Annotated in this window: 14 protein-coding genes and 1 pseudogene; 4 read left to right on the top strand and 11 right to left on the bottom strand. The window is 71.6% G+C overall.

The genetic code is table 11. The annotated features are described in order from the left end of the window. Positions 1-5: 5 nt before the first annotated feature. Positions 6-282 (top strand): annotated as a pseudogene (locus tag ABZV34_RS19365) (short-chain dehydrogenase); the annotation flags it as partial. 118 nt (positions 283-400) lie between these two features. On the opposite strand, the gene ABZV34_RS19360 reads toward ABZV34_RS19365, so the two are convergent. The 5 genes from ABZV34_RS19360 to ABZV34_RS19340 all read right to left on the bottom strand — a co-directional run bounded on the left by ABZV34_RS19360 (position 401) and on the right by ABZV34_RS19340 (position 6171). Next, positions 401-1102, bottom strand: a complete 702-nt coding sequence (locus ABZV34_RS19360) for a glycoside hydrolase family 75 protein (RefSeq protein WP_356277722.1) — start codon at positions 1100-1102, stop codon at positions 401-403. 213 nt (positions 1103-1315) lie between these two features. Then, positions 1316-2200, bottom strand: coding sequence for an aldo/keto reductase (locus ABZV34_RS19355; RefSeq protein WP_356277719.1), 885 nt, complete (start codon positions 2198-2200; stop codon positions 1316-1318). A 225-nt stretch (positions 2201-2425) separates the two neighbouring features. Next, entirely contained in the window at positions 2426-4252 is a 1827-nt protein-coding gene (locus ABZV34_RS19350) for an AMP-dependent synthetase/ligase (RefSeq protein ID WP_356277716.1), read from the bottom strand. 395 nt (positions 4253-4647) lie between these two features. Next, a complete protein-coding gene (locus ABZV34_RS19345) occupies positions 4648-5181 on the bottom strand; it encodes a GNAT family N-acetyltransferase (RefSeq protein WP_356277713.1) in 534 nt (177 codons plus the stop codon). 87 nt (positions 5182-5268) lie between these two features. Next, positions 5269-6171, bottom strand: coding sequence for a LysR substrate-binding domain-containing protein (locus ABZV34_RS19340; protein WP_356277710.1), 903 nt, complete (start codon positions 6169-6171; stop codon positions 5269-5271). 135 nt (positions 6172-6306) lie between these two features. Between ABZV34_RS19340 and ABZV34_RS19335 the strand changes: the two genes are divergently transcribed. After that, complete coding sequence (locus tag ABZV34_RS19335; RefSeq protein ID WP_356277707.1) at positions 6307-7380, top strand: bile acid:sodium symporter family protein; 1074 nt, start codon at positions 6307-6309, stop codon at positions 7378-7380. A 150-nt stretch (positions 7381-7530) separates the two neighbouring features. Here the strand turns inward: ABZV34_RS19335 and ABZV34_RS19330 are convergent, their stop codons facing one another. After that, complete coding sequence (locus ABZV34_RS19330; RefSeq protein ID WP_356277704.1) at positions 7531-9420, bottom strand: exo-alpha-sialidase; 1890 nt, start codon at positions 9418-9420, stop codon at positions 7531-7533. Between the two features lie 305 nt (positions 9421-9725). Here ABZV34_RS19330 and ABZV34_RS19325 point away from each other — a divergent pair, with 305 nt between their 5' ends. Next, positions 9726-10268 carry an isochorismatase family protein gene (locus ABZV34_RS19325; RefSeq protein WP_356277701.1) on the top strand — a complete coding sequence of 181 codons (543 nt, stop codon included), beginning with the start codon at positions 9726-9728 and terminating at the stop codon, positions 10266-10268. Between the two features lie 145 nt (positions 10269-10413). Here ABZV34_RS19325 and fdhD read toward each other — a convergent pair whose 3' ends face one another. From fdhD to ABZV34_RS19300, 5 genes are read right to left on the bottom strand one after another with little or no spacing between them, the layout of a single operon-like run. Further along, the gene (gene fdhD / locus ABZV34_RS19320) at positions 10414-11271 is read right to left on the bottom strand and encodes a formate dehydrogenase accessory sulfurtransferase FdhD (RefSeq protein WP_266703488.1); all 858 of its coding nucleotides are present in this window, start codon (positions 11269-11271) and stop codon (positions 10414-10416) included. Positions 11272-11278: 7 nt separating this feature from the next. Next, positions 11279-12139, bottom strand: a complete 861-nt coding sequence (locus ABZV34_RS19315) for a 2Fe-2S iron-sulfur cluster-binding protein (RefSeq protein ID WP_356277697.1) — start codon at positions 12137-12139, stop codon at positions 11279-11281. After that, a complete protein-coding gene (locus ABZV34_RS19310; protein ID WP_356277694.1) occupies positions 12136-13959 on the bottom strand; it encodes an NAD(P)H-dependent oxidoreductase subunit E in 1824 nt (607 codons plus the stop codon). Before ABZV34_RS19310 ends, ABZV34_RS19315 begins: the two co-directional genes overlap by 4 nt. 8 nt (positions 13960-13967) lie before the next feature. Continuing rightward, on the bottom strand, positions 13968-15887 hold the full coding sequence (locus ABZV34_RS19305) for a molybdopterin-dependent oxidoreductase (RefSeq protein ID WP_356277691.1): 1920 nt from the start codon (positions 15885-15887) through the stop codon (positions 13968-13970). Then, positions 15884-16855, bottom strand: a complete 972-nt coding sequence (locus ABZV34_RS19300; protein WP_356277688.1) for a 2-dehydropantoate 2-reductase — start codon at positions 16853-16855, stop codon at positions 15884-15886. The genes ABZV34_RS19305 and ABZV34_RS19300 overlap by 4 nt, the downstream gene beginning before the upstream one ends. 388 nt (positions 16856-17243) lie before the next feature. On the opposite strand from ABZV34_RS19300, the gene ABZV34_RS19295 reads away from it, so the two are divergent. After that, entirely contained in the window at positions 17244-18143 is a 900-nt protein-coding gene (locus ABZV34_RS19295) for an aldo/keto reductase (protein ID WP_356277685.1), read from the top strand. Positions 18144-18226: the final 83 nt, after the last annotated feature.

The raw sequence follows: 18226 nt of genomic DNA, 5'->3' as shown, positions 1-18226 counted from the left end.
GCGCCTTCGGTGAGGAATCAGGCCGTCCCGAAAGGCTGTTGACGGTCGTGGGCGACGCGGCCGGGCACGACGACGTACGGGCGGCGGTCGAGTCGACGCTCAAGGAGTTCGGCCGCCTGGACACCGTCGTCGCCGACGCACCGTTCCGGGACGGCTACGGGAGCCTTCCGCCCGGTGCTCTCCTGACGGCCGATCGGCCGGCCGAGTCGATCGTCCGGGCGATCGACTCGGCCCGCGGGCGTCGACGTGAACACCCCGGTGGTACGGCCGATCGGTCAGCCCGTCCGACGGGCGCGGGGAGCCCTTTCAGTGGCTCGGGCCAATGATCCGTGCGGGTACGACGGGTGGGCGCCGCACCGGCCCACGACACCCGCGCCCACCCGTTGAGTCTGCGCGGGCCTCAGTTGTTCTGCAGGAACTGCTTCGCCAGGGAGTCTCCGAGGGACACGGCCGCGGTGTGACTCTCGATCGGCGACACCTGCGAGTTCTTGAACAGGATGTACGTCACGCCGGAGTCCGCGCCGCCGGTCTCCGGGTCGGGGTCGATACCGAGGGCCTTGGCCGTGGCGTACGAGGCCTCACCGATGATCTGCGTCGGCCCGGTGTCGCCCACGACGGCGTACTCGACCTTGTTGTTGTAGATCACCGCGACGACCCCGCCGCCCTTGATCCCGTAGCTGGTGTACTTCCAGATGCTGCTGGTGCTCGGGACCACGACGTACGGCAGCGACTCGGCCCGCAGCGGCTTGCCGTCGGACTGGTGGAAGGCGGTGTCGTCCTGGAACCAGGGATCGGCGTCGCCGTTGCACTGTGCGGTGACCTGGCCGTCGCAGTCGATGTCCATGTCGGCCTTCCAGAACACGGCGCCGTTCTTGCCGCACACGGGGATGGTGGCCGAGGTCTCGTCGTCGGTCTTGTACTTCCCGCTCGATATCTGCGAACAGGACGTCACCTTGGCGAGCAGGGCGGACGCGCTGACCGAGCCCTCCTGGGCGGAGGCGGGGGATTTGGCGCCGGACGGGGCGGCGGTGGCCGGGAGGGCGGCGGTGGCGAGGAGCGCGGCACCGGCGACGGCCGCGAGGGTCAGTGTTCGAGAACGCATGTGGGGGACCCCTCTGTTAGGAAAGTTTCCTTACCGGGTTGCGACACAAGGTGGCCCTGTTTGCATGGCCCCGTCAAGACCTTCGGCGGAGTTGGTCCGGTCCAGGAATCGGATCGAGGGGTGTTCCGGGAGCTGACGCCGGTTCAGGGGGTCGGAAAGCCGCCGGCCCGGACACGCGGGGCGTGTCCGGGCCGGCGGAGGGGCAGGTGCTGGTCAGCCCACGTCGAAGGCGGCCGGGTCGGGACCGATGCGACGGTCCTCGTTCAGCGCGCTGATCGCCGCGATGTCCTCGGCGTCGAGGGAGAAGTCGAACACGTCGATGTTCTCCGCGATCCGGGCCGGGGTCACGGACTTGGGGATCACGACGTTGCCCAGCTGGATGTGCCAGCGGAGCACGATCTGTGCCGGGGTGCGACCGTGCTTCTGGGCGATGGCGACGATCGCGGGGACCTCGAGCAGACCCTTGCCCTGGCCGAGCGGGGACCAGGCCTCGGTGGCGATGCCCTGCTCCGCGTGGAACTCGCGCGCCGCACGCTGCTGGAGGTGCGGGTGCAGCTCGATCTGGTTGACGGCCGGGATGACGGACGTCGCCTCGATCAGCTTCTCCAGGTGTTCCGGAAGGAAGTTGGAGGTGCCGATGGCCTTGGCGCGGCCGTCGGCGTGGATCTTCTCGAAGGCCCTGTACGTGTCGACGTATCGATCCCGGGACGGCAGCGGCCAGTGGATCAGATACAGGTCCACGTATTCCAGACCGAGCTTCTCCAGGGAGACGTCGAACGCGCGGAGTGTCGCGTCGTACCCCTGGTCGCTGTTCCAGAGCTTGGTGGTGACGAAGAGGTCCTCGCGAGCGACGCCGGAGGAGGCGATGGCCTTGCCGGTACCCTCCTCGTTGCCGTAGATCGCCGCCGTGTCGATGCTGCGGTATCCGCTCTCCAGCGCCGTGGCGACGGCTCGCTCCGCCTCGTCGTCCGGGACCTGCCAGACGCCGAAGCCCAGCTGCGGCATCTCGACACCGTTGTTCAGGATGATCGGGGGGACCTTGCTCACGAGCTCTCGATCCTTCAGTCGTCGGGTGGTACTCCCATGGTCAACGATCATCGGCCCTGATGCATTCCTGACCGGCTGATTCCCGGTGGAATGACGACGGGGCCCGGAGATTGGCCGGAAATGAGCCCGGCGGCGCGGCCGCGGTCGTCGCCGGCGACAAGGGTGGCGGGACGTCGCCGACGGGGACGAGGGCGGGCGGGACGCTCGCGGACGGAGGCGGCGGATCATCCCGGGCGGAGACGGCAGGTCGCTCCCGGGCGGGACAGCGGGGAGTGTCTACGCCTGGTACAGCGCCTCGACCTCCGTCGAGTACGCCTTCTCGATCGCCTTCCGCTTCAGCTTCAGCGAAGGCGTCAGCAACCCGTGTTCCTCGGTGAACTGGTGGGCCAGTATCCGGAAGGTGCGGATCGACTCGGCCTGCGAGACGAGGGTGTTCGCCGCGACCACCGCGCGCCGCACCTCGGTCTCCAGGTCCGTGTCGTGTACCAGGTCTGCGGTGGACAGCGGGGGTTTGCCCCGCATCTGGAGCCAGTGTTCGACGGCTTCTCCGTCGAGGGTGACGAGCGCCGCGATGTACGGCCGGTCGTTGCCGACGACGATGCACTGCGCGACCAGCGGATGATCGCGCACCCGCTCCTCCAGGACGCCCGGCGAGACGCTCTTGCCGCCGGAGGTCACCAGGATCTCCTTCTTGCGTCCGGTGATGGTGAGGTAGCCGTCCTCGTCGAGGGAGCCCAGGTCGCCGGTGGCGAGCCAGCCGTCGTGCAGGGTGGCGTCGGTGGCCTTGGGGTCGTTGAGATAGCCCTGGAAGACGTTCCCGCCGTTCAGCCAGATCTCCCCGTCGTCCGCGATGTGCACGGAGGTGCCGGGGATGGCCTGGCCGACGGTGCCGAACCGGGTGCGTTCGGGGGGGTTGGCGGTGGCGGCCGCGGTGGACTCGGTGAGCCCGTACCCCTCGTACACGACGACACCCGCGCCGGCGAAGAACAGCCCGAGCCGCCGGTCCATCGCCGAACCGCCCGACATCGCGTGTCTGACCCGGCCGCCCATCGCGGCCCGCACCTTGGAGTAGACGACCTTGTCGAAGAACTGGTGCTGCACCCGCAGTGCCGCCGAGGGGCCGGGTCCGATGCCCCAGGCCTTCTCCTCGATCGCGTCCGCGTAGCGCACGGCGACCTCGACGGCCTTCTCGAACGGTCCTGACCTGCCCTCTTTCTCGGCCTTGCGGCGGGCGGCGTTGAAGACCTTCTCGAAGATGTACGGCACCGCGAGGAAGAACGTCGGCCGGAACGCGGCCAGGTCCGGCAGCAGGGCCGCCGCGTTGAGCTGCGGCTGGTGGCCGAACTTGACCTTCCCGCGGAACGCCGCGACCTGCACCATCCGCCCGAAGACATGCGCGAGGGGCAGGAACAGCAGGGTGGCGGCCTGGTCTCCGCGCCGTGAGTGGAAGACCGGCTCCCAGCGCTCGATGACGGTGTCCGCCTCGAACATGAAGTTCGCGTGCGAGAGGACACAGCCCTTGGGGCGACCGGTGGTGCCCGAGGTGTAGATGATCGTCGCTATGGACTCGGGCGTGACCGCGCGCCGGTGCCGGTGCACCACCTCGTCGTCGAGGTGCGCGCCCGCTTCGTACAGCTCCTGCACCGCGCCGTTGTCCAGCTGCCACAGCTTGTGCAGCTGCGGCAGCCGGTCGACGACGGTGGCGACCGTCATCGCGTGGTCCTCGTGCTCGACCATGATCGCCGACACCTGGGCGTCGTGCAGCATCCAGAAGACCTGCTCGGCGGAGGAGGTCGGGTAGACGGGTACGACCTGGGCGCCGATCGTCCACAACGCGAAGTCGAAGAGCGTCCACTCGTAGCGCGTCGGGCACATGATCGCGATCCGGTCCCCGAACCGGATGCCGTGGGCGAGCAGACCCTTGGCCAGGGCGAGGACCTCGTCACGGAACTCGGCCGACGTCACGTCGCGCCACTGTCCCTGCTCGTCCTTGCGTCCGAGCGCGATGTACAGCGGATCCTCCCGGGCATGGTCGAACACGACGTCGGCCAGGCCGCCCACCGGCGGCGCCGACGCCGCCAGAGGGTTGGTGAACTCGCGCAATCCCGCTCCTAGTGGCGCTCCGCACAGCGCCGTGAAAGCTACCCCACCGGGCCGTCGGACGGGAGGGGCGCCGGAGCGGCGGAGCGCGCGGCGTCCGCACAGGTCAGCCACGGAAATGCCCGCACATGGGAAGGGGTCGGACAGAATCCCTTACGGCTCCGTAGGTTTCGATCCCGTAATCTCCACGGAATCTGTACGACCTGACGGCGCCTCGGCGGCAGCATGCCGGGTGCCGGATTTGCCGGCCTCGCGCGTCGGCGGGACCGCGTGCGACGGCCCTTCGCGGGGCAGGATCGCGTGCGACGGCTGCCGTCGGGCCGGTGGCGCGCGAAGGCCCCCGCGGGGCGAGCGCGGCGGGGGCCCGGCAGTGGTCGGGGGCGGCGGTCAGGCGCGGTCTAACCCTGGAATTCCGTCAGGTCGATCCCGAACACCCGCAGGTCGTTCCCGTGCACCGGATCCTGCGCGCTGCCCTCCGGCCGCATGCCGAGCTTGCCCAGCACGTTCGTGGAAGCGGTGTCCCCGGTCCGGCACACGGCGACGACCCGGTCCAGGCCGCGGTCCTGCAGCGCGAACTCCAGCGCGCCGTGCGCCGCCTCCGACGCGTAACCCTGCCCCCAGAACGCCCGCCCGAGCCGCCAGCCGATCGCCACCTCGCCCGCGATCGCGGACGGGGTGTCGGCCAGGTACAGACCCACCGCTCCGGCCAGCTCCCCGGAGCCCAGGAGCTCGACGGCGAAGATCCCGAAGCCCTCCTCGTCCCACTCCTCCTCCCACGCCTCGATGTCCTCGGCGGTCTCCTCCAGGGAACGCGTCGCGCCGTCGCCGATCCACCGCATCACCTCGGGGTCGGCGTGGATCTCGGACAGGGGGACAAGGTCGTCGTCCAGCCAGCGGCGCAGGAGAAGACGGGGGGTATGGATCTCGCTCATGGCCCCATCCTGCCGATACGCGGGCGTGAGGGCGAATGACGGCGGGATCGGCCCGGCGGCGACAGGATCGGCCCGAGGGCGACGGGATCAGCCAGGTGGCGGCAGCGGGCGGCCGCGCGGTCCCGGCTGTCCCCGGTGCAGCCGGTCCCCGCCGCCCAGGATCGCCGCCGCCAGGGCGTCCGCCGCCTCCTGCGCGGACGCCTGGCGCTGTCCGTGCAGGAGGACGAAGTCGACCTCGCCGAGCTCCGGCAGTCCCGCCCGCTCCGGGACCGTGACCAGGCCGGGCGGTACGAGCCCCCGGGAGTGGGCCATCACACCGAGGCCCGCGCGGGCCGCTGCGACCAGGCCGTTCAGGCTGCCGCTGGTGCAGGCGACGCGCCAGGACCGGCCCTGGCGCTCCAGCGCCTCCAGAGCCAGGGCGCGAGTGATGCCAGGGGGCGGGTAGACGATCAGCGGGACCGGACGGTCGGGGTCGAGGCGCAGCCGTTCCGCCCCGATCCAGACCAGACGGTCGTGCCGGACCAGCTGGCCCCGCGGGTCCTCGGGCCGCCGCTTGGCCAGCACCAGGTCGAGTCTGCCCGCCGCGAGCTGCTCGTGCAGCGTGCCGGACAGTTCGACCGTCAGCTCCAGATCCACTTCGGGATGGTCGTACCGGAAACCCTCCAGGATCTCCGGCAGCCGGGTCAGTACGAAGTCCTCCGAGGCGCCGAAGCGGAGGCGGCCGCGCAGCCGGGTGCCCGTGAAGAACGCGGTCGCCTGTTCGTGCACCTCCAGGATGCGGCGCGCGAAGCCCAGCATCGCCTCGCCGTCCACCGTGAGTTCCACGGAGTGCGTGTCGCGCGAGAACAGCTGCCGGCCGGCGGCGTCCTCCAGCCTGCGCACGTGCTGGCTGACCGTCGACTGGCGCAGCCCCAGCCGCCGGGCGGCCTGCGTGAAGCTCAGAGTTTGGGCCACCGCGAGGAAGGTACGCAGCTGGGACGGGTCGTACATCCCTACAGGTTATCGCGGAACGTGATGTCAGTCAGAGCGGTATGACGGATTCCCGATCACGGAAGCGAGGAGGACGATGGAGAGGGCACGACCCGCCTCGGCGGGCGATCTACGACAAGCGAGCAGTGGAGCACCGTGAAACGCCTGCAGTGGCCGAGTTGGATGCCGATCGACCCCTACATCCTGCTGTTGCTCGGGACGGTGGGCCTCGCGGCCCTTCTCCCGGCGCGCGGCGCGGGCGCCGATGTCGCCTCGGGTGCGTCCACGGCGGCGATCGCCTTCCTCTTCTTCCTGTACGGCGCACGGCTCTCCACCCGGGAGGCGATGGACGGGCTCAAGCACTGGCGGCTCCACGTCACGGTGCTGGCCTGTACCTTCGTCGTCTTCCCGCTGCTCGGTCTCGCCGCGCGCGGACTCGAACCGGTGTTCCTGACGCACGACCTCTACACCGGTCTGCTCTTCCTGACGCTCGTTCCCTCGACGATCCAGTCGTCGATCGCGTTCACCTCCATCGCCCGCGGCAACGTGCCCGCCGCGATCTGCGCCGGCTCCTTCTCCTCGCTCGCGGGCATCGTCGTCACCCCGCTGCTCGCGGCGGTCCTGCTCGGCAGCAGCGGCGGCGGGTTCTCCTCGGACTCGCTGGTCAAGATCGTGCTGCAGCTGCTGGTGCCGTTCCTCGCCGGGCAACTGCTGCGGCGCTGGATCGGCGGGTTCATCACACGGAACAAGAGGGTCCTCGGGTACGTCGACCGCGGCTCGATCCTGCTGGTCGTCTACACCGCGTTCAGTGAGGGCATGGTGCAGGGCATCTGGCACCAGGTCAGCGTGGTCCGGCTGGCCGGACTGCTGCTCGTCGAGGCCCTGCTGCTCGCGGTGATGCTGGCGCTGACCGGGTACGGCGGGAAGGCGCTGGGCTTCGGCCGGGGCGACCGGATCGCGATCCAGTTCGCCGGGTCGAAGAAGTCCCTCGCGTCCGGGCTTCCCATGGCCGGCGTGCTGTTCGGCGCGCACGCCTCGCTCGCCGTGCTCCCGCTGATGCTCTTCCACCAGATGCAGCTCATGGTGTGCGCGGTGATCGCGAAGCGCCGTGCCCGCGATCCCGAGGCGAGCGAGACCGCCGGGGACGGCAAGGACGCCGGGGACGCACGGGCGGTCCGGCCGGCCGCGGGCTCACGAACCGCGGTCGGTACGGCGCGGCGTTCCGACTGAGATCCACCCGCGCCGCCGGGAAGGGAGCACACGGCCGGGCACGCGTCGCCGCCCTCTCCGTCGTCGTGGGGGAGGGCGGCGAGCGGTACACCGAGGCCGGCCGCGGGCCGTCGTCGTCGTACGCGTGCGTCGTCGGGCACGGACGGGACGTCAGTGGCCGCCGCCCACATGGTCCAGGGGCAGATACAGGACGGTGTCCCGGGTCACCTTCCGGTCCGGTGCGGCGGACAGCTCCGCGTCGCTCAACGCCCGGTCGTAGACCCGGACCTCGTCGATGGCCCCGGTGAAGTGGGCCCGGCTGTCCATCCGTTGCCCCACGTGCACCCCGAACGGCGAGTTGCGGCTGACCGATCCGGGTACGTCCGGTGTGCTCAGCGACGTACCGTCGACGAAGAGCGTGAGCAGCCCGGCGGCCCGGTCGCGGCGCAGTACGAGATGATGCCACTGGCCGTCGTCGCGGGCGCCCGGGACGCGTACCGACGCGGTGGCCGGGGCCGTCGCGCCGTCGCGGGTGGTGATCAGCGCGGTGATCCGGTCGGACGACGGCTCGGCACGCATCCACACCTGCGGCTGGGTCGTGCCGATTCCGCCCATCCACAGCAGCGGCTGCTCCCCGGTGGTGGCCGTGTAGCGGAACCACAGGGTCGCCGTGAAGTCCTCGGTGCCGAGTGTGAGGCGGTTCTGGTACGGCAGCCGTACGGCGTCGTCGGCGCCGTCGAACTCCAGGGCGCCGCCCAGGACGCCCGCCGCCCCGTGGGCGCCTCCGAGCACCGCGGCCCGTGCGGTGTGCGGGGCGAGGTCGGCCGTCGTCGGGTCAGGTCCGCGGCGCGGCGTGAGCCAGTCCTCGGTGAAGCGGGCGAAGCGGATCTCGTCGCGCGCGTCGACCGCGCCGCCCTCGTACAGCAGGCCCACGGCGGCGCCGTCGATCCGGGTCAGGTCCGAGTAGCCGGACCAGTCCGTGGTGACGACCGTGCCGCGGTCCACGCTGTCCCAGGTGCGGCCGCCGTCGTAGGAGGAGCGGATCATCATGGTCCTGCGCCGGTCGGGGTCGCCGGGGCAGGCCAGCAGGATCCGGTCGTCCAGGCGCAGGACGGAGCCCTGGACCTGGGGCGCGTAGAGGTCCGGGAGGTCGCGGAAGGGGGCGGTGAAGCTGTCGCCGCCGTCACGGCTGACGGTCTGGGTCCGGTGGCCGAGATCGGTGCCGTCCTGCTCGCGCCCGCTGACGAGGACGGCACCGTCGGCGCGCTGGACGAGCGTCAGCTCCGACGGCTTCTGGCGGAAGGTGCCGTCGCCGGCGATCGGCCACGAGTCCGTCGCGCCGATCCTCCAGTGGTCGCCGCCGTCGTCGCTGGTGATGAGGGCGGCGTTGTTGGCGGTGACCCGGCCGCCGTCCCAGGTCTCGGTGTTGACGCCGAAGACGAGGCGTCCGGAGTGCCGGCCGCGGGTCAGCTGGATGCCGTGCACGGGGCCGGTGGCGTACCAGGAGTTCCAGTCCGGCGGGAGGATCTCGTCGCTCAGGTCCCGCGGCCGGGACCAGCTGAGACCGTCGTCGTCGCTGTACTGCAGATGCGGGGTGCGGTCGCAGGGGACGGCGCAGCCGCGGCCGTCCGTGCGGCCCGTGTTGTACGTCTCCGCCAGCACCACGCGGCCGGTCTCGCGGTCCACGACGGGCGCGGGGTTGCCGTGCGTGTCGCCCGCGCCCTCGTTCACGACCTGGAGCGGGCCCCAGCTGCGGCCGCCGTCCGTCGACCGTTTGACGACGATGTCGATGTCGCCCGCGTCGCCGCAGTCGTGGACGCGCCCCTCGGCGAACGCCAGCAGGGTGCCCCGCGGGGTCCGTACGACGGCCGGGATGCGGAAACACGCGTAGCCGGGATCCTGGGCGGCCTTGAAGAGCACCTGTTGCTCGAACTCGCCGGTCGCTGAGCTCGGTTGGGCTCCGGCCGGGCTGGGCAGCGCGATCAGCGCGGCCGCGGTGAGGGCGGCCGTGAGAACGGCTGCCGCGGTGGATCTCAGACGTGCGCGGAGGCTTGACGGCATGGTGCGACCTGCCCTTCATGCGTCTGGGCGACCTGGGTGTTCCGGAGGTCGGACATCCGACATCCGACATCCGACGTCCGATGTCTGGGCCACAGACGCTACTTGGGCCCTCAAGCACCCCACAAGGAGCATGCACCGGTCGTGTTCACGCCAGATTTTGCGGGGCTCGGGCCGCGCGGAGTCCGTGCCGCGCGCGGCGAACGGCGACCCGCGAGCCCCGCGCCTGACGGCCGAACGGGATCAGTTCACGGGTTCGTTGATCCGGATTTCCGGTACGGACGGCTAAGGGCGGCTAACGTTCCGTCATGACCGCACCTCGAACCGCACCCCGCCTCGCCCTCGATCCCGCGCGCACCGCCCTGGTGCTCGTGGATCTGATGGACCGTATCGTCGGGCTGCCCGTGGAACCCCGCGACGGCACCGCAGTCCTCTCCGCCGCCGAGGAACTGGCGACCGCCTTCCGTAAGGTGGGCGCGCTCGTCGTCCTGGTCCGGGTCGAACGGCCCGGGGCGGCCGAGCAGCCGCCCGGCAGCGGCCTGGTCGCCGGACTCTCCGCGCTGGGCGACCTGGAGATCGTCAAGCGGTCCATCGGCGGATTCCAGGGCACCGGTCTCGACGAGCGGCTGCGGGAACGCGGCATCTCCACGCTGGTGTTCGGCGGGATCGCCACCAACCTCGGGGTCGAGTCCACCGCCCGCGCCGCCGGAGACCTCGGCTACGACCTGGTCTTCGCCGAGAACGCGATGGCGGCCCTCACCGCCGCCGAGCACGAGGCCTCCGTCCGCCTCGACTTCCCCCGGCTGGGCACGGTCGTCACCGTCGAGCAGGTGCGCTTCAGCGCCGGGTGAGGGAGCCGAAGGGGTCCTGGGACCCCCTGCGCCGGCCGGCACCCGCCGGGGCGGACCGGGCGCGGACATGACACAGCGGGACCCCTTCGGCGCAGGGGGCGCTCCCCGCCGGTCGGGGCCCCGCCGCCGTGTCGCGGGGAGCCGGTCAGCCCTGGGCGGCCGCGGCCCGCAGGGCGATGCGGTGCTCGCCCGCGTACACGTTCATGGAGGCGCCGCGCAGGAAGCCGACGAGGGTCAGGCCCGACTCCGCGGCGAGGTCCACGGCGAGGGACGAGGGTGCGGAGACCGCCGCGAGCACCGGGATGCCCGCCATGACCGCCTTCTGCGCCAGCTCGAAGGAGGCCCGCCCCGACACCAGCAGGACGGTCCGGGAGAGCGGGAGCCTGCCGTCCTGGAGGGCGCGCCCGACCAGCTTGTCGACCGCGTTGTGCCGGCCCACGTCCTCGCGTACGTCGAGGAGCTCGCCGTCCTCGGTGAACAGCGCCGCGGCGTGCAGACCCCCGGTCCGGTCGAAGACCCGCTGCGCCGCACGCAGCCGGTCGGGGAGGACGGCGAGGAGCGCGGGCTCCAGCCGGACCGGGGGAGCGTCGTCACCGTCGTCGATGGTCCAGCGCGCCGTCGTGCGGACCGCGTCCAGGCTCGCCTTGCCGCACAGACCGCAGGACGACGTCGTGTACACGTTGCGTTCGAGGGTGATGTCGGGCATGACGACGCCGGGCGCCGTCCGTACGTCCACGACGTTGTACGTGTTCGAGCCGTCCACCGTCGCTCCCGCGCAGTAGACGATGCTCTGCAGCTCGTCCGCCCGGCCGAGGACCCCCTCGCTGACCAGGAAGCCCGCCGCGAGCGCGAAGTCGTCGCCCGGGGTGCGCATGGTGATGGCGAGCGCCTTGCCGTTGAGGCGGATCTCCAGGGGTTCCTCGGCGACCAGTGTGTCGGGGCGGGTGCTCTCGGCGCCGTCCCGGATGCGGATCACCTTGCGTCGTTCCGTGACTCGTCCCATGTCCTGATCAGTCCCGGTTCTGTACGTGCTGGTAGCCGAAGCGGCCCTTGATGCAGAGATTGCCGTGGGTCACCGGGTTGTCGTGCGGAGAGGTGACCTTGACGATCTCATTGTCCTGCACGTGCAGCGTGAGGTTGCAGCCCACACCGCAGTAGGCGCACACCGTGGTCGTCGCGGTCTGCGCCGGCTCGTCCCACGTACCCGCCTGACGCATGTCGAACTCCGACCTGAAGGAGAGCGCGCCCGTCGGGCAGACCTCGATGCAGTTCCCGCAGTACACGCACGCCGAGTCGGTCAGCGGGGCGTCGTGCTCGACGGCGATCCGGGCGTCGAAGCCGCGTCCGGAGACCGAGATCGCGAAGGTGTTCTGCCACTGGTCGCCACAGGCGTCCACGCACTTGTAGCAGAGGACGCACTTGTCGTAGTCGCGCACGTACAGGGTGTTGTCGATCCGGGGTTCCTCGTCGACGCGGGCCGCGGCGGGGCCGTACCGGTCCGGCTCGGCCCCGTACTCCCCGATCCACCCCGCCACCCCGGGAGTGGTGGAGAGGTCCACCGAGGAGGCGAGCAGTTCGAGGACGATCCGGCGGCTGTGGCGGACGCGCTCGGTGTCCGTCCGCACCCGCATGCCCTCCTCCGCCCCGCGCGAGCAGGCCGGAGCGAGGGTGCGGGCGCCCTCGACCTCGACGACACAGAGCCGGCAGGCGTTCTTCGGGGCCAGCGTGTCGCCCTGGCACAGGGTGGGGACGTCCTTGCCCGCGGCACGGCAGGCGTCGAGGATCGTCGATCCCTCCGGCGCGCGCACCGGTTCACCGTCAAGGGTGAATTCGAGCAGCCGGCGGGGAGTCCCGAGCGGTATCGCGGTCATTCGTAGGCCCCCAGACGGTCGATCGCGGATTCCACGGCGTTCCACGCGGTCTGCCCCAGACCGCAGATCGAGGCGTCCCGCATCGCGCGGCCGACCTCTCTGAGCAGGGCGATGTCGCCTTCCGCGGCCGCGCCGGTCCGCTCGGCGATCCGGTGCAGCGCCTCCTCCTGGCGCACGGTCCCGACCCGGCACGGCACACACTGCCCGCACGACTCGTCACGGAAGAACGCGGCGATGCGCAGCAGCAGGCGCGGGAGGGGGACCGAGTCGTCGAAGGCCATGACCACGCCCGAGCCGAGGGTCGTGCCCGCCTCCCGGGTGCCCTCGAAGGTGAGCGGGACGTCCAGTTCGTCGGGCCGTACGAAGCCCCCCGCCGCGCCGCCGAGCAGCACCGCCCGCAGACCCTCCCGTACGCCCGCCTGCTCCAGCAGTTCGCCCAGGGTCGCCCCGAAGGGCAGCTCGTAGACGCCGGGCCGCTCCACGCCGCCGGACACGCAGAACAGCTTCGGGCCTGTGGAACCCGGGGTGCCGATCGCCGCGTACGCCTCGGCGCCCATGGTCAGGACCGGAAGGACGTTCACGAGCGTCTCGACGTTGTTCTCGGCGGTGGGTCTGCCGAACAGGCCCTTCTCCACGGGGAAGGGCGGTTTGGAACGCGGCTCGCCCCGGAACCCCTCGATCGAGTTGAAGAGGGCGGTCTCCTCGCCGCAGATGTACGCGCCCGCGCCACGCCGGATCTCGATGTCGAAGGCGTACCCCTGCCCGAGGACGTCGTCGCCGAGCAGCCCCCGCGCACGTGCCTGGCCGATGGCGTGCTCCATGCGGCGCAGGGCGCGCGGATACTCGCCCCGCAGATACAGGTAGCCCTGGTGCGCGCCGACCGCGTACGCGGCGATGGTCATCGCCTCGACGAGCGCGTACGGGTCGCCCTCCATGACCACCCGGTCCTTGAAGGTGCCCGGCTCGGACTCGTCGGCGTTGCACACGAGATAGTGGGGTGTGCCGGGCGCGGACGCCGTGGCCCGCCATTTGCGGCCGGTGGGGAAGGCGGCTCCGCCCCGCCCGGTCAGGCCCGCGTCGGTGACCTCGCGGATGACCCCGGCGGGGCCGAGCGCGAAGGCCCGCCGCAACGCGGCGTACCCGCCGTGTGCCCGGTAGTCGTCCAGGTCCGCGGGATCGACCACGCCGACGCGGCCCAGCAGGATCAGGGCCGGGTCACCGGCCTGCGGGACGGCCAGCTCCGCGGGCGGCTCCTCGGGCGCCGATCCCGGCGCGGCCGCCGCCAGCACGGCCCGCTCGACGGTGGCGGGCGCCGCCACGGCCGTACGCACCGGATCTCCCGCCCTGACCGCGAGCGCGGCCGGAGCCCGCTCGCACAGGCCGAGGCACGGTCCGCGCTCCACGGTCACCCCGCTGCCGGGGCCGAGCCGGGACTCGATCCCCTCGCACAGCTCCGGGGCCCCCGCCGCCATGCAGGCCAGGTCCGTGCAGACGTGGAGCACGGTCGCCGGGCGCGGCTTCAGCGAGAACATCGCGTAGAAGGTCGCGACACCGTAGGCCTCCGCCGGCGGTACGGTCAGCCGGCGGCACAGATGGCCGAGCGCGCCCTCGCTGATCCAGCCGACCCGGTCGTTGACGGCGTGCAGCCCCGGCAGCAGCAGGTCCCGGCGGGCGCGGGCCTCGCGGCCGCCGCGCGCCCACCTGAGGTCGGCGTCGGACCGGTCGGCGCCCTCCCACGAGGACTCCGGAGGACCGAGCAGGGCGTCGACGGCCGCCCGCTCCTCGTCCGTCGGCTTGCTGTCACCGAAGTGCAGATCCATGTCCCGCCTCAGCTCCTCACGTGGGCGGCCGGCAGCTTGTCGATCCGGATCGCCGACGCCTTGAACTCCGCCGTCCCCGCGATCGGGCAGTTCGCCTCGATCGTCAGCCGGTTGGTGTCCACGTCGTCGGGGAAGTGCATCGTCATGAACGCCAGCCCGGGGCGCAGCGCGGTGTCGATCCACACGGGCGCGAGCACGGAGCCCCGGCGCGAGGAGACCCGGACCTCCTCGCCCACCACGACCCCGTGGCGCTCGGCGTCCTCCGGGCACAGTTCGACGTACTCGCCGCGTCGCAGCGGGGAGGCGAATCCGCCGCTCTGCACACCGGTGTTGTAGGAGTCGAGGCGCCGCCCGGTGGTGAGGCGGATCGGGTACGTCTCGTCCGTCAGGTCCACCGGCGGGTCGTGCCGGACGATTCCGAAGGGTGCGCGCCGGCCGCGCTCGGCGGGGTCGTCGGCCCACAACCGGCCGTGCAGATAGGTCGGTTCGAGACGGGTGGGGTCCGGGCAGGGCCACTGGATGCCCTGCTCCTTCTCCAGACGCGCGTACGTCATCCCGTAGTGGTCCGGGGAGAGCGAGCGCAGTTCGTTCCAGACGGCCTCGGAGTCGGTGTACTTCCACTCGTGTCCGAGGCGCGCGGCGAGGCCGAGGAGGATGTCGATGTCCTCCCGGGCCTCGCCGGGCGGGGTCACCGCCGCGCGCACCCGCTGGACGCGCCGTTCGCTGTTGGTGGTGGTGCCCTCCGTCTCCGCCCACCCGGCGGTCGCGGGCAGCACCACGTCGGCGAGTTCCGCCGTCCTGGTGAGGAAGATGTCCTGGACGACGAGGAAGTCGAGGGCGCGAAGCCGCCGGACGGCCTGCTCGCTGTCGGCCTCCGACTGCGCCGGGTTCTCCCCGATGCAGTAGACCGCCTTGAGCGTGCCCTCCTCCATCGCCTCGAACATCTCCGTGAGGTTCAGTCCGTAGTGCGGCTCGATGACGGTGTCCCACGCGGTCTCGAACTTCAGCCGCGCGTCCGGGTCGAGGATGTCCTGGAAGCCGGGGAACCGGTTGGGGATGGCGCCCATGTCGCCGCCGCCCTGCACGTTGTTCTGCCCGCGCAGCGGTTGCAGTCCGGAGCCGTGGCGGCCCACGTGGCCGGTCAGCAGGGACAGGTTGATCAGCGCGCGGACGTTGTCGGTGCCGTTGTGGTGCTCGGTGATGCCGAGCGTCCAGCACAGCTGGGCGCGCTCGGCGCGGGCGTACGCGTGGGCCAACTCCCTTATCGCGGAGGCCGGTACGCCCGTCACCTTCTCCGCGAGGGACAAGGTCCAGGGTTCGACGAGCCTCGTGTACTCCTCGAAGCCGCTGGTCGCCCGCCGGACGAAGGCGTGGTTGACGAGGCCCGTGTGGATGATCTCGCGGCCGATCGCGTGCGCCATCGGGATGTCGGTGCCGACGTTCAGACCGAGCCACCCCTCCGCCCACTCGGCCGTCGACGTGCGACGGGGGTCGACCGCGTACATCCGGGCGCCGTTCCTGATCCCCCTCAGTACGTGCTGGAAGAAGATGGGGTGTGCGAAGCGGGCGTTGGAGCCCCACATCACCACGAGGTCGGTCTCCTCGACCTCCGCGTACGAGGAGGTCCCGCCGCCCGAGCCGAAGGCCGCCGAGAGACCGGCGACGCTCGGGGCGTGACAGGTGCGGTTGCAGGAGTCGACGTTGTTGGTGCCCATGACGACCCGCGCGAACTTCTGGGCCACGTAGTTCATCTCGTTGGTCGCGCGGGCGCAGGAGAACAGGCCGAACGCCCCGCGCGCGGCACGCAGCCCCGCGGCCGCGCGGTTCAGGGCCTCGTCCCAGCCGGCCTGCCGGAAGGGTTCGCCGCGGCTGTCCCGCACCAGCGGGTGCGTGAGCCGCGTGTAGATCCTCGGGTCGCGTTTCCTCATGCGGCGGTCCTCGATGCGAGCAGATCCGAAAGGGCGTGCACGGTACGGAGGGTGGGGACCGGGACCCCGGTGATCTCCGCCAGTTCCACGACGGCCGCGAGCAGCACGTCGAGTTCGAGCGGCTTGCCGCGTTCCAGGTCCTGCAGGGTGGAGGTGCGGTGGTCGCCGACGCGTTCGGCGCCGGCCAGCCGGCGTTCGATGGAGACGCCGACCTCGCAGCCGAGTGCCTCGGCGACGGCGAGCGTCTCGGCCATCATGATCTCGATGACCCTGCGGGTTCCGCCGTGCAGGCACATCTGCCGCATGGTCGCGCGGGACAGCGCGCTGATGGGGTTGAAGGAGATGTTGCCCAGCAGCTTCAGCCAGATGTCGTTGCGCAGGTCCGGCTCGACGGGACACCTGAGGCCGCCCGCCCGCATGGCCTCGCTGAACGTCCGGCAGCGGGCGGAGAGCGAGCGGTCGGGCTCGCCGATGGAGAAGCGGGTGCCCTCCAGGTGGCGGACGACTCCCGGTCCCTCCAGTTCCGTCGCCGCGTACACCACGCATCCGACGGCCCGTTCGGGCGCGAGCACCGCACTGACCGCGCCGCCGGGGTCGACGCTCTCCACACGGTGGCCGTCGTGCGGGCCGCCGTGCCGGTGGAAGTACCACCAGGGGATGCCGTTCTGGGCGGCGATCACCGCCGTGTCCCGGTGCAGCAGGGGCTCGATCAGCGGCCCGCACGCCGCGTACGAGTTGGCCTTCAGACCGAGGAAGACGTAGTCGGCGGGCCCGACTTCGGCGGGGTCGTCGGTGGCGTGTACGCGCGCGGTGAAGTCGCCGCGCGGGCTGTGTACCTGGACTCCGTGCCGCCTCATGGCCGCCAGATGCGGTCCACGGGCGATGAGATGCACATCGGCGCCTGCGCGGTGCAGCGCGGCGCCGACGTAGGCGCCGATCGCACCGGCGCCGAGAACGGCGACTTTCACTGTGGCTCGCTCCGTTCGGTCGAGGGTACCGAGGAACTGCCGAACTCTGTCGACGAAATATTGTCTACAGTATGGAAGTTGGGGCGGCAAGGCTTCGCACAGCACCCGGGTCGGCCGTGACCTCGTGGACAGCGGCCCCGCTCCGATGCCCCCGCTGGTGGAAGCTTCGGACGCACCGCTAGAATCCCGGCCGTCACCTGAGCCTTCTCGGCGCGGACCGCGATCCGCCGGAAGGCTTTTTTCATGCCCGGATCCGGCCTGTCCCGGCAGCAAGTGCCGTCGCGGGCGGACCCGCTGCGAAGGCGGTAGCCCCGCCGACCGGCCCGAACGGCCGTTGCCGCCCTCGGCCGTTCCGAATGCCCAGCCCCCGCAGAAGGAGATCCACCTCATGAGCGCACGGACGAACGCCCCTGTATCCACGCGTACGTGGCGACTCGGTGACCTCACCGTCAACCGTGTCGGGTTCGGAGCGATGCGCCTGACCGGTACCGCGCCCTTCGGCGGCGGCGTGCCGCGCGACCGCGAGCGGTCGATCGGCGTGCTCCGGCGGCCCGTCGAACTCGGTGTGAACCACATCGACACCGCCGCGTTCTACTTCTCGGCGACGCGCTCCGCCAACGAGCTGATCAACCGGGCGCTGGCGCCGTACCCGGAGGACCTGGTCATCGCCACCAAGGTCTGGCCGGGCCGCGATCCCTCGGGTGCCTGGTGGTGGGCCACCCCGGCGCAGTTGCGCGGCCAGGTCGAGGAGAACCTGCGCCAACTCGGCCGCGACCACCTGGACGTGGTGAACCTGCGGGTACCGCCGAGCCGGCGCACCGGCTCGATCGGCGACCACTTCGGCGCGCTGGCCGGGCTGCGCGAGGCCGGGCTGATCCGCCACCTCGGTGTCTCCCACGTGACGTCCGGGCAGCTGGCCGAGGCCCGGGCCATCGCTCCGGTCGTGTGCGTGCAGAACCCCTACGGGATCGGTTCGCCGAGCGAGGACAGGTCCCTCCTGCGGCTCTGCGGTGAACTCGGCGTCGCCTTCGTCCCGTTCTTCGCGATCGCCGGTTCCGGACGCGAGGCGGGTCCGGCCGCCCGTGACAGCGAGACGGTGTACGCCGTCGCCCGCGCGCACCAGGTGTCCGTCGCGCAGGTCCGGCTGGCCTGGACCCTGCGGCAGGGGCCGCACGTGCTGGCGATCCCGGGCACCGGCGATCCGGACCACCTCGCGCAGAACATGGCGGCGGCCACACTGCGCCTCTCGGACGACGAGTCGGCACGCCTCGGCTCGGTGGGACAGTGACACGCCGCGGCCCGCCGGATCCGGCGGGCCGCCCAGGTGAACCCGCTCCCGCCACCGCACTCTTGACCACGCGCCGACGCCGC

The organism is Streptomyces sp. NPDC005195 (assembly GCF_040608315.1).
GTDB lineage: Bacteria > Actinomycetota > Actinomycetes > Streptomycetales > Streptomycetaceae > Streptomyces > Streptomyces kaempferi.
The sequence above is the reverse complement of the archived record's forward strand: the minus strand, read 5'-3'. Positions and strand labels throughout refer to the sequence as shown.